The 16151-nt window shown below is 48.7% G+C and carries 13 protein-coding genes; 4 read left to right on the forward strand and 9 right to left on the reverse strand.

Annotated features, from left to right (window positions below):
• The first annotated feature begins 22 nt into the window (after positions 1-22).
• Complete coding sequence (locus QNO02_RS29100) at positions 23-178, forward strand: hypothetical protein (RefSeq protein WP_165980318.1); 156 nt, start codon at positions 23-25, stop codon at positions 176-178.
• A 409-nt stretch (positions 179-587) separates the two neighbouring features.
• Here QNO02_RS29100 and QNO02_RS29105 read toward each other — a convergent pair whose 3' ends face one another.
• Positions 588-3185, reverse strand: a complete 2598-nt coding sequence (locus tag QNO02_RS29105) for a DUF2339 domain-containing protein (protein ID WP_289390668.1) — start codon at positions 3183-3185, stop codon at positions 588-590.
• 188 nt (positions 3186-3373) lie between these two features.
• Entirely contained in the window at positions 3374-4417 is a 1044-nt protein-coding gene (locus QNO02_RS29110; protein ID WP_353959094.1) for an LCP family protein, read from the reverse strand.
• 112 nt (positions 4418-4529) lie between these two features.
• Here QNO02_RS29110 and QNO02_RS29115 point away from each other — a divergent pair, with 112 nt between their 5' ends.
• Positions 4530-5504 (forward strand): aldo/keto reductase, encoded by a 975-nt coding sequence (locus tag QNO02_RS29115; protein ID WP_062836693.1) that lies wholly within the window; start codon positions 4530-4532, stop codon positions 5502-5504.
• A gap of 144 nt (positions 5505-5648) precedes the next feature.
• Here the strand turns inward: QNO02_RS29115 and QNO02_RS29120 are convergent, their stop codons facing one another.
• The 3 genes from QNO02_RS29120 to QNO02_RS29130 all read right to left on the reverse strand — a co-directional run bounded on the left by QNO02_RS29120 (position 5649) and on the right by QNO02_RS29130 (position 7314).
• Positions 5649-6110 (reverse strand): MarR family winged helix-turn-helix transcriptional regulator, encoded by a 462-nt coding sequence (locus tag QNO02_RS29120; protein ID WP_091035655.1) that lies wholly within the window; start codon positions 6108-6110, stop codon positions 5649-5651.
• A gap of 134 nt (positions 6111-6244) precedes the next feature.
• Positions 6245-6922 (reverse strand): TIGR00266 family protein, encoded by a 678-nt coding sequence (locus QNO02_RS29125; RefSeq protein ID WP_017691614.1) that lies wholly within the window; start codon positions 6920-6922, stop codon positions 6245-6247.
• A complete protein-coding gene (locus QNO02_RS29130; protein ID WP_017691613.1) occupies positions 6919-7314 on the reverse strand; it encodes a winged helix-turn-helix transcriptional regulator in 396 nt (131 codons plus the stop codon). Before QNO02_RS29130 ends, QNO02_RS29125 begins: the two co-directional genes overlap by 4 nt.
• 164 nt (positions 7315-7478) lie before the next feature.
• Here QNO02_RS29130 and QNO02_RS29135 point away from each other — a divergent pair, with 164 nt between their 5' ends.
• Complete coding sequence (locus tag QNO02_RS29135; RefSeq protein ID WP_289390669.1) at positions 7479-8693, forward strand: MFS transporter; 1215 nt, start codon at positions 7479-7481, stop codon at positions 8691-8693.
• 196 nt (positions 8694-8889) lie between these two features.
• The gene (locus QNO02_RS29140; protein ID WP_289390670.1) at positions 8890-9747 is read left to right on the forward strand and encodes an aldo/keto reductase; all 858 of its coding nucleotides are present in this window, start codon (positions 8890-8892) and stop codon (positions 9745-9747) included.
• A gap of 161 nt (positions 9748-9908) precedes the next feature.
• On the opposite strand, the gene QNO02_RS29145 is transcribed toward QNO02_RS29140, so the two are convergent.
• From QNO02_RS29145 to QNO02_RS29160, 4 genes are all read right to left on the reverse strand, one after another.
• A complete protein-coding gene (locus QNO02_RS29145) occupies positions 9909-12008 on the reverse strand; it encodes a glycosyl hydrolase family 18 protein (RefSeq protein WP_289390671.1) in 2100 nt (699 codons plus the stop codon).
• A complete protein-coding gene (locus QNO02_RS29150; RefSeq protein ID WP_502921845.1) occupies positions 12009-13580 on the reverse strand; it encodes a chitinase in 1572 nt (523 codons plus the stop codon).
• A 376-nt stretch (positions 13581-13956) separates the two neighbouring features.
• The gene (locus tag QNO02_RS29155; protein WP_289390672.1) at positions 13957-15021 is read right to left on the reverse strand and encodes a pectinesterase family protein; all 1065 of its coding nucleotides are present in this window, start codon (positions 15019-15021) and stop codon (positions 13957-13959) included.
• The gene (locus QNO02_RS29160; RefSeq protein WP_289390673.1) at positions 15018-16130 is read right to left on the reverse strand and encodes a glycoside hydrolase family 88/105 protein; all 1113 of its coding nucleotides are present in this window, start codon (positions 16128-16130) and stop codon (positions 15018-15020) included. The genes QNO02_RS29155 and QNO02_RS29160 overlap by 4 nt, the downstream gene beginning before the upstream one ends.
• Positions 16131-16151 lie beyond the last annotated feature (21 nt).

The raw sequence follows: 16151 nt of genomic DNA on the forward strand, positions 1-16151 counted from the left end.
TCAACAAGAGAGGTACCTTCTAATGAACAAAAAAAACATTTTCATATACGTGCTACTCGCCTTTGCCCTGTCCATGACATTAACCGTGCTCTCCCGTATGAATGATGATGGCGGAGAATCACTGAAAGGCACATCGGCTTCCGAAACCTCATGGTTACAAATGAAGATCCAGCCCTAGTCTACTCTATTATAACGTGATTTCCACGCAAAACGTTTCACGAATGTCATCTTAGGCTAAGACATAGACTCCAATCAATAAGGCCCCAGATTGCTGTTCACAGCAGCCCGGAGCCTCATTTTAATACCAAAAATCTATATTACACAAAAGATCATCTATCCGTTTGATCAACAGAGATAACGACTTATTTCCCAAAGCGAAACGAAGTGGACAATGGACATCCCCACCATCCACACTCACCTTAACGCCGTTTCTTTCTCACACCGAATTTCCTCCACGCATACACGATAAGAGCTACAGGGCCAGCAAGCCATAACAGTTGCCAAAGCATGATTTTCATATCGAATCCCATTTCAAGAATCCCTCCCCATATAACCGCAAATGCAACTTCGGCCGTTCAGAATCAAAGTCAGTCTTCTTCCTCCGGCACAGTCGGTTCGTCGCCAATCTTCGCTGTCTCTCTGGACTGTATTTCCTCCATCCGGCTCGACACCTTCTGATACAGGTAAGAGATCCCAAGCAATAGTACGCCAAAGCTGAAATAAGCAAAGATTTTGCTGCCCGAGGTAAGCATCCCTACATCATAGAACACCATCTTACCCGTGGCGAACAACGTTAGACCCAGGCCCAGACGCCGAATCATGACATATTTTCTACGGAATCCATAGGCAATATAGAGAATCGCCAGCAGCAGATAGATCAGGCTGAACATCAGCCCCACATCACCCCAATGGAACTGGATCGTCAGGAATACGGTGATGACCCCTAGCAGATATACCCCTGCGATAACCGGGTACCATTCAATGCTCTTGAACTGCCCGCGGATGCCGGCAATCAGCAGATCCCTTCCTGCAAAGAATACCCCTACATTAAAGATAATCAGCACCAGCAAACCAACAATCTCTGCCGCTGTATGCTGCTGAACCTCCGGCTGAAGCGCTGGCTGAAGCGCTGGCATGGTTAAGGTTACGGCCAGTGCAATACAGCAGCCAATAGCATGCAGGAAGGTGGTATACACCTGTACGTATCGATCATACAGCAGCTTCACCTTGCTCAGTCCATAGGCCAATGCAATCGTGAGCGCTGCGAACATGAGTAACTTGTAGAACATGTATAACAGGAACGTCCCATCGACTGCTCTGGTATACAATTCATTTGACTCATACAGCACGTATAACCACAGATTCGCAAGTGTCACATACTTGAATCCGTTCAGGAAACCCAGTTCCAGTGCGCTGTAATTGAATCTCTCTCTGGAAGATGAGTTGCTGTGAACTGCCCAGGCATAATACAGTGTAATCAGCAGGGTCCCCAGCGTAATGCTGGTGTATTTTAACATAAAGTAAGAACGTTCCCCGATGAAGAATAGCGCCAGCAGGTCATAGTACACAAAAGTGAATAGACATAGAAGCACGATGCCCCATCCGGCACGTTCCACCGATTTGAACCGTTTCAGATGTCCGAGTGTGACCAGCAGAACGCCTTCAATTAACCAACCCATGGATAACCACTTGGCCCCGAACTGGAACGGGATAATCAGAATGGCAAAGGTCAGGGAAGTGACATAGAAGAGCAGAATCGTCTGTTTCTCCTGAGCCATATGGCGCTGAACGAATCGTGCGAGGCCCAGATACACCGCGCAGAAGATTAACGCCAGCAAGCCCTGAGCATCATTCCAACCTGCCACATCAAATAACATGTATAACATCAGACAGCTGATGCTTGTATTCATAGCGAGCAGAGCGAAATCCCACCAGGTTAACTTCATCCGGTGTTTGAACGGATACGCCAGTGTAATGCCCAGATATAATGCAAACGTCACAATGGAATACAACATGCCAATCTTCTCACTTGGTGACAGCCATAAGAGGATGAGCATGGATGGTGTGTTGAACAGGAAACTGATATAGTGCACCACCGGCCACCGTTTGCCAAACGAAATGAACACAATAATGCCGTTTAAGAGCAGCAGATAGATCATGGCTACATAGACAGCAGTGCCCTCAAGCCCGAACGAGAACATATACGAGAATAGCGGAAGATATCCGCCTACCAGACCCAATGAACAGATGGTCTTCGACTGATACCTTAGGGACAACAACACGGAGATTGCCGATACCAATACAGACAGGGCAAGTCCCGTATATAACCCGATAATATGCAGTAAAAAATAACTATAGAAGATGGACCCGAACAACACGGAGATCCCGCCGCCGAGCAGCCCCATTGCAAACGTCTGCTTTTTGCGACGAAACAGCAACTCTCCTCCAGCGAGCATCAGAGCACCAAGCAGGAAAAAGGCTCCACTCTTCATCTCGTCATTAAACCAGGTCGAGTACGAGTATTGGAACGCTGCTCCAACGCCTAGAATAAGCAGCAGAATGGCTACTTTGTTGATCCAGCTAAGTCCAATCTTCATCTCCATACGATTCTGCTTGATCCGACGCTGAATGGTCTCTTCGCTCAAGCCCTCCTCCGCCATCTGCTCATATCCACGCTCCATGTGCCCACGCAGAGCCTCTTCTCGCTCCCGTACGGCCCGCTTGTGCGATTCAATGCGCTCATTCACCTCTGCAGCAAGGTAAGCAATCCTCTCCTTCACCTCGTGGGAGTCCTCTTGCAACTCCTCTGCTGCCCGGTTGTACAGCGCGTTCAGATTGGATTTGGTTCGATGTTCATGGAATGCAATTCGATCATTATGTACCGCTGTTTTCCCTTGAAAATAGGTCTCCATCTTCTCTCGGGATACCCGAATCAGATTCAGCTTCTCATCCAGCATCTGTTCAGATAACGCCATGCGAAGACGTGCATTCTCTTCTTCCATCTTGCGCGAGCGAAGTTCAAGCTCGCGCAGCTTGAGCTTATGGGCTTCATACTGTTCCTGCAACTGTTCATTCTGAACGATCAGATCATCGGACTGGTATTCCTGGAGCAAGGCGTGATACTCCTTCGCCAGCTGTTTCTGCTGCTCCTGAACCTGCCCAAGCCGTTCCTTAAACTCCTTCATGAGCTTCCTCCGTTGGTTGATGTTTAATCTTTTCCCTATATTTTACTATATGTATGCCATAAAAAGAGGTTTAAACATTAGATATATCTGTACAATATTCCATCCGTAGGATTTCAAACGCAAAAAAGCCGGGAAGCAACCGCTTCTCCCGACTTATATTCATATGAGCTTTGCACAAGAATCGATGCTTATGCTGCATCTGGTGTATCTGCCTGGTCCGCTGACTCCGGTTCAATAATCTCGGTAGCATCCGGGTCCAGCCAGCTGGCGATCATGCCACGCACATATTGCAGATCGTCCTCCGACAGATCGTAGTACCATGTGCCACTGCGCGTTGCACCCTCACCCTTCAGCATGTAATTGCTGATCGTGGGTACACTGTCTTTCATATATAAGGACTCGGCAAATTTCACGATAAAGTCCGAGGTCATGTTGGTTGTAAAATTCGATCCGGCAATCTGGATTACGTCCGGGATCTTGGTCAGATTTTTGACTTCGAGTGCACGATTCATGAAAGCACTTAGGAAAATCCGGTGACGCATCGTCCGATTGAAATCGGAATCCTCTCGGTAACGCACATAACCAAGCGCTTCTTCGCCGCTATAGATCGGTTTATTCGCTTCAACAAACAGCTTCTCATGAATTTTGAGCTTGTTCTCAATATTCTTTTTGATCGGCAGTTCAACACCGCCCACCGCATCAACAATATCCTTGAGCCCGTTAAAATTAATCGCGGCATAGAAATCTACTTTGTTCCCCAGCAGATTCTCCACCGTATCCATCGCCATCTTGGCTTCACCATGGGCATACGCTGAGTTGATCTTTGACTTCACATCCCGGCCGACAATCTCGGTATAGGAATCACGTGGAATGGACAGCAGCAGCACTTTATTGTCTTCTGGACGCACGACGGAATAGATGATGGTATCCGAACGGCTTGGTTCGTTATCCCGTTGGTCTATCCCTAGCAGTAACAATGAGAATGGGTCCGTATGTTCCACAACAGGGGCATCCTTATCGCCAGCTGGTACAAAGGAGTCATCCAAGGCATCCTTCACCGTAGCTGAAGCGAACATGTTAAAGGCAAACACGACGAGTTGCTTTTGATAAATAAATCCGAGTCCTCCCAACACAAGCAGCACACTTAGGGTGATGATCAATGGCTTCTTCCATTTCTTCTTCGGTTTCTTCGGCTTCCGTCTTGTTAAATGTGCGGCACTGTTTTCCATCATATCTCCTTTAATAACGGGTTCTTAGAATCATTTAACTATATTAATAACACGTTTTCAATAGATTACGTTATAATCTGCATTACATAAATAAACAGAGAAGGAGCAATGAATGATGGAATATCGACGTTTGGGCAATAGTGGTTTGCGTGTGTCGGCACTGGGGCTCGGCACCAATGCGTTTGGCAAACGCGCGGATGAAGCAGCTTCTACCCGCATTATTCATGCAGCGATGGATCAGGGCATCAACTTTATCGATACCGCCAATATCTACGCAGGCACGGAATCGGAACGCATCATCGGACAGGCTCTCACAGGTCGACGGGAAAACGCGGTGCTTGCTACCAAGGCCGGATTACCCCGGCATGATGGTCCTCATGGGCGGGGTTCCTCCCGCTACCACCTGCAACAAGAGCTGGAACATAGCCTGCGGCGCCTACAAACGGATTATGTGGATCTGTACCAGATCCATACTTTTGATCCGCATACACCGCTGGATGAGACACTCCGCACGCTAGACGATATGGTCACTTCCGGCAAAGTCCGTTACATCGGTGCCTCCAACTATGCAGCTTGGGAGCTGATGAAAGCTTTAGGTATCAGTGAACAGAAAGGTTATGTGCGCTACATCTCCACCCAAACCAGCTACTCCCTGGCAGACCGTACGCCTGAGTTGGAACTGGTACCGATGTGTCTGGATCAGGGTGTAGGCATTATTCCGTATTTCCCGCTGGCAGGTGGTATTCTGACCGGTAAATATAACGGACAGACCAGTGTGCCTTCTGGTTCCAGAGCAGACACCGATCCGTCCTTCAACCGTTTCCTGCTGGAGCATAATATCCAACTGAGTGAACAAGTGAGTGCTAAAGCTGCCTCATATGGATGCTCCCCGAGTGTGCTGTCGCTCGCATGGCTACTGACACGTCCAGCTGTATCCACAGTGATTGTGGGCGCTACACGCACCGAACAGCTGGAACATAATTTGGCTAGTCTGGACATGTCACTGCCCGATGAGCTGTTGGCCGATCTGGACCAGATCAGTGACTCTTTCCGTCGCCGCGAGCCGTTTGCGTCCTACCGAATCGATTGAGCAACCCAAATAGACCTCCCGACAAGATGAAGTCAGGGGGTCTATTTGGATTTTGCAGAGGTGCTATAATTATTAACAATCAGAAAAATTTCCAATTCCACTACATTCTGTAGTTTAATACATTAAAAAAAGATATATTACGGATCAACTCTCTGTTTTTTGGCGAAGAAACTCTTGCATAATCTCCATATACTCTTCCTTACGATCATCCAAAGTTTCGAAAAATGCCTTGTCCGATTCCTCGACCAGATGAATTCCCTCCACAGCCAATCGGGTTCCTTCTTCCGTTGTTGTGATAATATTGGCACGCGTATCTGTCTGATGACGAGCGCGGGTAATTAATCCCCTTTTTTCAAGCGCACGTAGAACCTGAGAAGTCACGTTAACATCCACCTTGGCAAACTGAGCAATTTGAACCTGAGTAACTCCTTTGCCTTCCTCATCGTGTTCATTGAGCCACAAACAGGCGTGCAACAATACAAATTGAGGTTGTGTCAGTTCGAGGGGCTCCAGCACCCTGCGTACTTCCTTTTGCCACATGGCTGTAACCTGCCATAACAGATATCCCGGGCTTTCTTGTGCGTTTTTATACCGTGAGCTTGTCATCTCATACCTCCATGATGTGCGACCTTATGCAACAGAATATGTACCCGTCAGTCAATGAAGTAAATCCATTATTCATATAACGATGTTGGAAACATATCCGTTGCAACTCTGTGTGTTCTTTCTCAAAAAAATAATTAGCGCGCAGGGATAAACTGCTTCACCCATTGTCCGAATCCTTGAGGATTGCGGCTCTGTATAAGAATGGTTCCTTCTCCCCGGAACCGACATACCAGTCCTTCTCCACTTGTAACACTGGATAACCAGCCCTGTGAAGCTTTCTCAATACGGTAATCTACATAATGAGGCCATGCCACCAAATGGGCGTTATCCACGATCATTTCTTCACCTGCTGCCAGATTAATCGCATGGATGGCACCATAGGAAGACAGAAATACAGTTCCACGTCCACTGATCTCAATAATGAAGAAACCTTCTCCCGAAAAGAGACCTTTTTTCAGATTTTGCATTTTGGTATTCACCTGAATGCCCTCGGTTCCTGCCAGAAATCCGTCTTTCTGCACATAGAGTGAATAGGAACCGTCCAATTCAACAGCTTCTACATCGCCCATGCTTGAAGGTGAGAGCAGAATCTCTGCCGACCCGCCCGCAGCCGTCAGTTCCTGAAAGAAAAACTTCTCCCCGCTCAGCATCCGACCGAACCCGGCAAACATCCCACCTTCTGCTGAACCCTTTAGTTCGACCGTAGGAGTCATGGATACCATCGCACCACTCTCGGCCTTGAACCGCTCTCCCCGCTGCAAATGTACCTTGAGCATCGCAAAAGCACCATCATATAAAATCTCATAGTTCACGGTTGCACCAGCTCCCTATTGTCAGAGTTAAAATCATTGAGTCCATTATCTTCCAGAACTGCTGATTTGTCTCCGTATTCCTTCACAATATGTTGATCCCCCCAATTACATAGCGCATTGAGAATCGGTTCAAGACTTCTCCCGTAATCACTCAATTCGTATTCTACTTTGGGAGGGACCTGATTATATACGATTCGATTCACGATCCCGTCGTTTTCAAGCTCTCTCAGTTGCTGTGTTAACATTTTTTGTGTGATTGCGGGCATAATACGCTTAAGATCACTGGTTCGTCTTTTCCCATGTGTCAGATGACAGAGAATGACGCATTTCCACTTGCCACCGATCACCTCTAAGGTAGCTTCAACCGAGATGTTATATTTTTTTCTAACCATAACTTGCTTCCTCCCTGATGAATTGAATTACATCCGTCGCATGCTGTATAGGCACCAAAAAGTACGTAGGGTACTAAAAAGTACGTACTATTCAATCTATACCGAATAACTCATAATAGCATTTGCCGGTACGTAAATCTACATTCGGGGGAGTTGAGCAAGAAATGTTACAAGATTCAAAGCGCAGCACGTGGGCACTGCTAGCACTGGCCATTAGTGCCTTCGCGATCGGTACCACAGAATTTATCAGCGTTGGGCTACTGCCCCTCATTGCAGATGACCTGGGCATTTCCGTAACTTCAGCGGGACTGACCGTTACTTTATATGCATTAGGCGTTACCTTTGGGGCTCCTGTTCTGACCTCACTGACGTCTACCATATCACGCAAAACGCTATTGCTTGCCATCATGATTGTCTTCATTGCGGGTAACACGATGGCTGCACTATCGACGGGCATCACCATGTTACTCATTGCACGAGTAGTATCCGCTCTGGCACACGGGGTGTTCATGTCCATTGGCTCCACGATTGCAGCCGATCTGGTGCCTGCCAACCGTAGGGCAAGTGCCATTGCGATCATGTTCTCCGGTCTTACCATTGCCACAGTAACCGGTGTACCTCTCGGTACACTCATTGGTCAACATTGGGGCTGGCGCGCTGCCTTTATCCTGATTGTTGTGGTTGGCATTATTGCAATGATCGGAAACCTGATACTCGTGCCATCCACGTTGAAGCGAGGAACACGGACGGCATTTCGGGATCAGTTGAAGCTTGTTACAGGTGGACGCTTGCTGCTTGCTTTTGCCATTACTGCCGTTGGGTACGGAGGAACATTTGTTGTCTTTACGTATTTGTCCCCGTTGTTGCATGATATCAGTGGATATTCTGAGAAAACAGTAGCGTTCATTCTGTTGTTGTACGGAATAGCCATCGCTGTTGGCAACATCATCGGCGGCAGAGCAGCCAATCGCAACCCGCTCAAGGCGCTCTTCTACATGTTCATCATTCAGACCATCATTCTCGGCGTGATGTACTTCACCGTCCCGTTTAAGTTGGCAGCACTGCTCACCATTATGGGTATGGGTCTGCTCGCCTTCATGAATGTGCCTGGTCTTCAGATGTACGTTGTAACCTTGGCTGAACGATATGCACCACAGGCCAAGGATGTAGCCTCAGCCTTTAACATCGCCGCATTTAATGCAGGGATCGCTATAGGTGCCTATTTGGGTGGAGTGATCAATGACTCCATTGGTTTGATTCACACGACATGGGTCGGAGCCCTGATGGTTCTCGTAGCTGTAATCCTGACCGCATGGGCTAAAATGCTGGAAAGCAAGGATCAACATGCATCAGTCGAAATGGAGAAAGCTTCGTTCTAATTTCCATTCCGACCATGGGTCTCACTCTTATATATATCAATTCCAGCCTTCGAGGGGAACCGGTTTCACATTGTATTTTATTATACTATAATACGTTGAACCCAATTTGATCTACTATGATTTAATTTTGTATGATAAAACAACGATAATTCAGCTTGAAACGATTGATTTTCACACAATTTAAGGAGGAAATCTCATGACAACAGCTCAAACCGCACAACATTTACAATCCACAGTAACTCTGCATAACGGTGTTTCTATGCCTTGGTTCGGACTTGGTGTATTTAAGGTAGAAGAAGGATCTGAACTGATTGAAGCCGTGAAAAATGCGATTAAACATGGCTACCGCAGCATTGATACTGCTGCAATATACGGCAATGAAGCCGGTGTTGGCCAAGCGATTGCCGAAGCTTTGCAAGAAAACAACCTGAAACGTGAAGAACTGTTTGTTACATCTAAAGTATGGAATGCAGACCTCGGATATGAAGAGACTCTTGCGGCTTTTGATACAACCTTGAACAAACTGGGACTGGAATACCTGGACCTGTATCTGATTCACTGGCCTAAGGCAGGCAAATACAAAGCAGCCTGGAAAGCGATCGAGGAACTGTACGCAGCCGGCCGCATTAAGGCCATTGGCGTAAGTAACTTCCAGATTCATCATCTCGAAGACCTGATGCAGGATGCCAAAGTGAAACCGATGGTCAATCAGGTAGAATACCACCCTCGCCTGACTCAGGTTGAGCTTAAGGCATTCTGTGAGAAGCATGATATCCAGCTTGAAGCTTGGTCACCTCTGATGCAGGGTCAGCTTTTGGACAATCCGGTGCTCACGGCGATTGCTTCAGCCAAAGGCAAATCGGTTGCACAAGTCATCCTGCGTTGGGATCTGCAAAATGGAGTCATTACTATTCCAAAGTCCACTAAGGAACAGCGGATTATCGAGAACTCCTCCATCTTCGACTTTGAACTTTCAAATGAAGAGATGGATCAGATCAGTGCCCTGAACGAAGATGTTCGCGTTGGACCTGATCCGGACAACTTCGATTTCTAATAGATAGCCTTTTTTGTATGCTGCATTGTTTGACATTGACATAGCATAGCGAAAAACCACCGGACCAGGAGCCGGTGGTTTTTTGTTATATTCTCTTCACTTTAGCCAAGAGCCGCTAACACTGCGCGTTTCAATTCAAAATGTGGTAATCCATTTTTTAACTATTGAATCTGCCACAATGCAGGGACATTGGATGGTTCCCACCCAGGCAAGGAAGTGTGGGCCTGCAAACATTTATACGTCTTGCCGCTATACGTGACCAGCTGTCCTACAGTATAGGCTGTATTCGCCTGCCAGGCGGAAACGCCCGGATTCGTCGTTCCTGCTGTTGTTTTCACGGTCACCGCATTGCTCGCAGCAGATACATTCCCCGCCGCATCCTTTGCTTTTACCGTAAATGTATACGAGGTATCCGCTACAAGTCCACTGATCGTTGCTGTTGTTCCGGTCACGGATGTCGCAAGTGTCGTTCCATTGTACACATCATAACCCGTTACACCCACGTTATCCGTGGATGCCGCCCAGCTCAGCGTTATACTGGATGTTGTTTGCGCGGTTGATGCGAGGTTCGTTGGCGCAGTTGGCGCCTGCGTATCACCTCCCGGCGAAGTGGCAGTGCTTACGATTACAGCATTACTGGCTGCAGACAGATTGCCTGCCGCATCCTTTGCTTTTACCGTAAAGCTATAGGATGTACCCGCTGACAGTCCGCTGATTGTTGCGGTCGTCCCGTTGACGGAGGTCACAAGATTGGCACCATTGTAGACGTTATAACCGGTAACACCCACATTATCTGTTGAAGCATTCCAAGCCAGCGTTACCGAGGTAGCCGTCACACCTGTCGAACGGGCATTACCGGGTACGCTTGGCGCCGTCGTATCTGCTGGAGGCACTGTACCTCCGGTAGGCAGATCGGCTTTCAGTTTATTTTGAAGTGTTTTGTTCCGGTCACCGCTAAGTTCCCAGAACATCGCTCCGCCGAGTCCTTTGCTTTTGATATAAGCGGTTTTATATCCAATAGACTCCGCATCGTCATAGCTAATAAATCGCTTGTTGGTCGCATTATAGAGATATGGCACCTTGGCCGTGTCATTCCAGTAACGCGTGTACCCGTTTTTGTTAATGTAATTGGTCTCCAGATCATAGAAATCAAAGGAGCCTGCTTCCCAAGTTCCAACGGAAGAACCTCCCGCGCAGGTCTGATACTGGCCATTGCCCGCCTGTGCGCATCCATCCCAGCCGCGGCCGTAGAATGGAACACCAAGCACAAGTTTGGCGGCCGGTACCCCAGCATTCAGATGCCCTTGCGCTCCGGCAGCTACGTTAAATGTATTGGCATCCGGCACCCCAGCAGCTGAAGCCGCAGGGTCATAGTTCAACGGCGCGTTATGCGCGCTGACTTTTTGCCAAGCCCCGTTAAAATCATATGTCATAATGTTAATCCAGTCGACGATGGCAGCTATATTGGCAAGCTCTGTATTCGCAGCATAGGTCGTCGATGCACCGCTTGCAATCGTAAGCAGATACTTCTTGCCGTCCACAGCTCCGGCAGCATCCAGCTTCTCACGAATTTTGCTCAGAAGCAGTGTGTAATTCTGCTTATCCTCAGGACGTTTGCTGTTACCATCAAGTCCGCCTGATACCGGATACTCCCAGTCCAGATCTACCCCGTCAAAATTGTATTTCCGCAGGAAGTCGACGGCAGAATTTGCAAATACCTCTCGCGTTGCAGCAGTCGCAGCTACATCAGAAAAGCGGTTGGACCATGTCCATCCTCCCACGGAGATGATTGTCTTCAGGCTGGGATTGATCTGTTTCAGCTTGTTAAGCTGATTGATATTGCCTGCAATGGGCTGATCCCACGTATCCCCTGCAAATGTCTTGCCGGTATCAATCCATGGATCGCCAAGCACGATCGTTCCATTCGGTACATTGATTGTCTGGCTCTTCTCATTCTGACATGTCCAAGTCACCGGGTTAGGGCCCGAAGGGTCCGGATTTCCATGAATACCGTTCCAGCAAATATCGGCAAAAGCATAGTTGATATGCGTGACTTTGGTCGGGTCGATATCCGTTACATTATAGTTTCTCCCGTACGCAGCCCAGGACGGGTAGTAACCAACAATTTTATAAGAATCTGCAGCTGCTGCCGTAGCGGGTTGGAGCACAAAAGAAGGAACAATGACGGATAAGAGCAGGGATAGACCCAGGAGAAACTTTGCGGTTTTCTTGAAAGCAGTGTGTTTATTTAAATGTATCATCTAATACACAACCTCCTTTGTCGTTTGCGTACTCAGCCCGTTCAGGAACGGACGATGTGCGCTCGAAAACTGGTTATTCGTATATGCGTCCCAGTTGATTGACCAGGTCATAATCCCTTTTATCCCCCCATAGCCCGCAGGCTGGAGCAAGGTATAGGAACCGCCGTATGACACACCTTTGATCAAATAATTCAGTGCCTTTTGCAGATCGGCTGACGTTGTATAACCACCTCCGGCAGCCTGTTGGGAAGCCGGCACACCGATGGCAATCTGATCCGGTCGCAAGGGACTAAAGAATGGGCCTGTGCTGCCGCCTACATGAAAGCCTTGAAGCAGCATCTCCGCCATGGCCACATGGAAATCAGCTGTTCCTTGAGCGTAAGAGCGCCCATCCAGCCCCACCATGGAGCCCGTATTATAATGCTGCACATGAAGCAGGGTCAGGTCATTACGCAAGGCATGGATGACTGGCAAGTATGCTCCCCAAGGGCCGCCGTAGCTCAGATATCCACCCTGTACATAGGCCGTCTCCGGCGCAGCCGTCAGGATAAAATTGGAACCGAAGTATGACTTAACCGCTTTCACGCCTTGGATGAGGTTAATAATTTTCGGTGTAGTTGGACTACGGAAATCGGTATCCCCTGCATTCAGAGACAGGGAGCTTCCTTCCAGATCGATATCAAGACCATTGAAACCATACGTGGAAATGATCGATTTTAACGAGTCTTCGAATTGCTGTCTCTTGGTCGTGTCGGTGAGCTCAATGGTACCGTTGGCTCCCCCCATGGAAAGCAGTACTTTTTTCCCCTGACTTTGAAGATAGGCAATATCGGATTTGAATTCGGCTACCGTTGCATTGTATGGAGTAAAAGCAAGTGTTCCGCTGCCGTGTGAGATCGGTTCGGCAAAGGAGACATTAATGACGTCATAGGCTGTTGATACGTTACGAAGTCTGATATTCGTTGAACCATTATCGAAGTTGTGCCAGTAGCCAATCAGCCATTTGCTGCCGGTTGGCCCCGGATTGGAAGATCCATTGGAAGTTGTCACACTGAGGGAGGTGCTCGCAGCGGATATATTGCCTGCGGCATCTTTGGCTTTTACCGTAAAAGCATAAGTCGTGCTGGCTGTCAGTCCAGTGACTACAGCTGTTGTAGTTGAAGTACTTGTCACAAGAACGCCGTTCCGGTACACCTCATACCCCGCTACGCCCACATTATCCGTGGATGCATTCCAGGAAAGACTCACGGAGGTGTCCGTGATGGAGGATGAAGTCAGACCCGCAGGAACAGAAGGTGGTGCCGTATCTGGCGTTGGCGTTTCCCCTCCCGAACCTTCCCCGACGTATTTCCACAACGCGGGCACAACAGAGGGCTCCCATCCGGTCAACGCCGTGTGGGCCTGAATACACTTATAATCTTTATTTTGATATGTTACGAGGTCTCCTTTCTTGTATGCGGTGCCTGCCTGCCACTGGGCGGCGGCATCGGCTCTCGGTGCAAACCACGAAATAAGTAGAAGAAATGCCAAAGCAAATGTAATGACCGGGCGGAATCGAACAGCTTGATTCAAGCAAAATCCCTCCTGTACTAAGGATACGTTCACCTTGCAAACAAAAGCTTTAATAGTCCACCTGCATCTGATCTGTGATCGATTAGAGCCAACCTCATTCAGCCATCTGATGCTGCGTGTCACTTCACTCCCTTCCCTTACCAAAATGGACCTTCCCTCTCGTGTTCTCTTTTTGCAGGCACCATCCAAATTTTACAGGGAATTTACAGATCCTCACCCTGTATTTAATCAGTAAAATGCAAAAGAGATAAGGGATAAAATAGTTCTATTGGGGGCGAAAAATGTAATATAGCGCACAAAAAAGGTTTTCTTTCAACTCCTTAGGAGACTTGAAAGAAAACCTGTGTTAGATATTGCGCAGAGAAGAGGGCGTATCTTACTGCCGCTGCTCCCCTCTCCCTTCCAAAGGCTGCCATCCATCCACGCCGGACAGAATCAGAGGTACAGTGTACTCGGCCGCTTCCTGTTCGGTCAGTATTTTGGCCCAAGGCACACGATCAGCAGCACATCCGGCACCAGGCCCTGCGCTGTTGTATTCCGCATACCGAACGGTCTGCTCTGCATCTGTCTTGTTCCAGTTGTGCCATCCCTCCCGCTTCACATGAGCGCCGATCCAGCAGTTCAGAAAACAGACTTTGGCATGATGACGCCACGGTCTGCCCAGATACACCGACTGCGGCGGTGCATTGCTGGTCAGATCACAGTCCAGAAACACATAGCCGTAACGCACATCCTCCGGCGTAGAGGCTGCGGTAATCCAACCGTTCACTTGTCCATCTGCAGCCTCCGCTTCAGTCAGGCGATTCTTCGTAAAGATCTCGCAGCCTTTAAACACCACCGTAGCCGAGCCAAAAATAAAATCGATATCACCTTCGATGTAACAGTCCTCGAAATACTGCCGCAGTTTGCGCCGCTCAGCACCATCGCGTGGCCCGCCAAAGTAACTGCGATCCATGGGCTGCTCCGGCAGCGGGCCGGTGAAGATCGTATCCTGGTGACCGATCAAACGACAGCGGCGAAAGGCCGCACGGTCTCCATCCACATAAACGGCCAACGCCTGACCAACTTGCTTGCCTGGCCCGGCAGCATTTACGAAGGAAATTCCCTCTGCCGTGAAATCATCAGCACCGATGAAAGCCGTATAGGAATGAAACGTATGATATGGCGACCCGTCCGGGAACTTCTTGAGTGCATGATCATCATACGTAATGATCGTCTGCTCCGCCCCCTCACCAATCAGGTGGATGCCCGGCTTCTCCATATGCAGCTTCTCATGATACAGTCCAGCCTTCACTCGAATTGGAACGGTTCCGATGCCATTCTCCGGCAGCGCATCAACAGCAGCCTGGATCGTCACATAATCCCCTGACCCGTCTGAAGCAACAGTCAGACAGGGAGCCGATGATTTCAATGCTGTATTTGGCAATCTCTGCTGCGTCATGGCAATCGCTCCATTTCCAGCGCTGCCAGCAGAAGTGGGGCCACCCCCATAAAGGAATCGCTTACAACCGCTTCACTTACATAGTAGTTGTACGAGCCATCCCGATCCAGGCTTAGTCCTGCGCCATGACAGATCCCGTTTAACCGAACGCCGTCAGCAGTCTCCTCCACCAATCTGGAGGAAAGTCCCTGCCATCCCTTCTCCGCCGCAGCTCTGAAATGCGGCTCTAGATACCTTAGTCGCACACCCTTCGCAAGTGCATATACAAACATGCTTGACCCGGATGCTTCTAGATAGTTGCCTTTGCGGAAGCCCTGATCCAGCACCTGAAACCATAACCCGCTCTCCTGCTCCTGCACGCCTACCAAAGCATGGCACATCCGTTCGAAGATACCGATGATGGTGCCGCGCTTTGGATGATTCACGGGGAAATGCTCCACACTGTCCACAATCGCCATGGCATACCAGCCCATCGCCCGGCTCCAGAAGTGTGGCGAGCACCCTGTCGATGAATCTGCCCAGACCTGTTCCTTCGATTCATCCCAGCCATGATAGAGCAGTCCGGTCCGAGGATCACGGGTCTGGCGTTCGATCAGCAAAATCTGATGTGCTACTTCATCCCATAACTCGGGTTGATGAAATGTCTTCGCATACTCGGACAAAAAGGGAGAGGACATATACAGGCCGTCCAGCCACATCTGGAATGGATAGATTTTTTTGTGCCAGAAGCCGCCTTCCGACGTGCGGGGTTGCCCCGCGAGCTGTGCTGCCAAGAGATGCGCCGCTTCTGCGTAACGCTGATCTTCAGCACCATCCAGTAATGCAAACAGGTTTTTCCCCTGATTAATCTGATCCAGATTATATTCTTCCAAAGTATAGGTGACAATAGAGCCGTCCGGCTGGATATACAGGTCCATATGTTTTTTCATAAAATCAACATACTCTTGCTTGCCATAATACTGCCCGGTTCGTGCCATCGCCATCAAGGTCATGCCTTCCACGTATGCCCATCGTCCCGAAGGGAACGCATGATAACCGTCCCCGTCACATTGCTGGATAATTGTTGCTGCAATTCGCTCAGACCAGGATAACTGCGTCTGTACCTGCATAAGCAATTCCTCCTTGAATGT

Source organism: Paenibacillus sp. PK1-4R, assembly GCF_030369595.1.
GTDB lineage: Bacteria > Bacillota > Bacilli > Paenibacillales > Paenibacillaceae > Paenibacillus.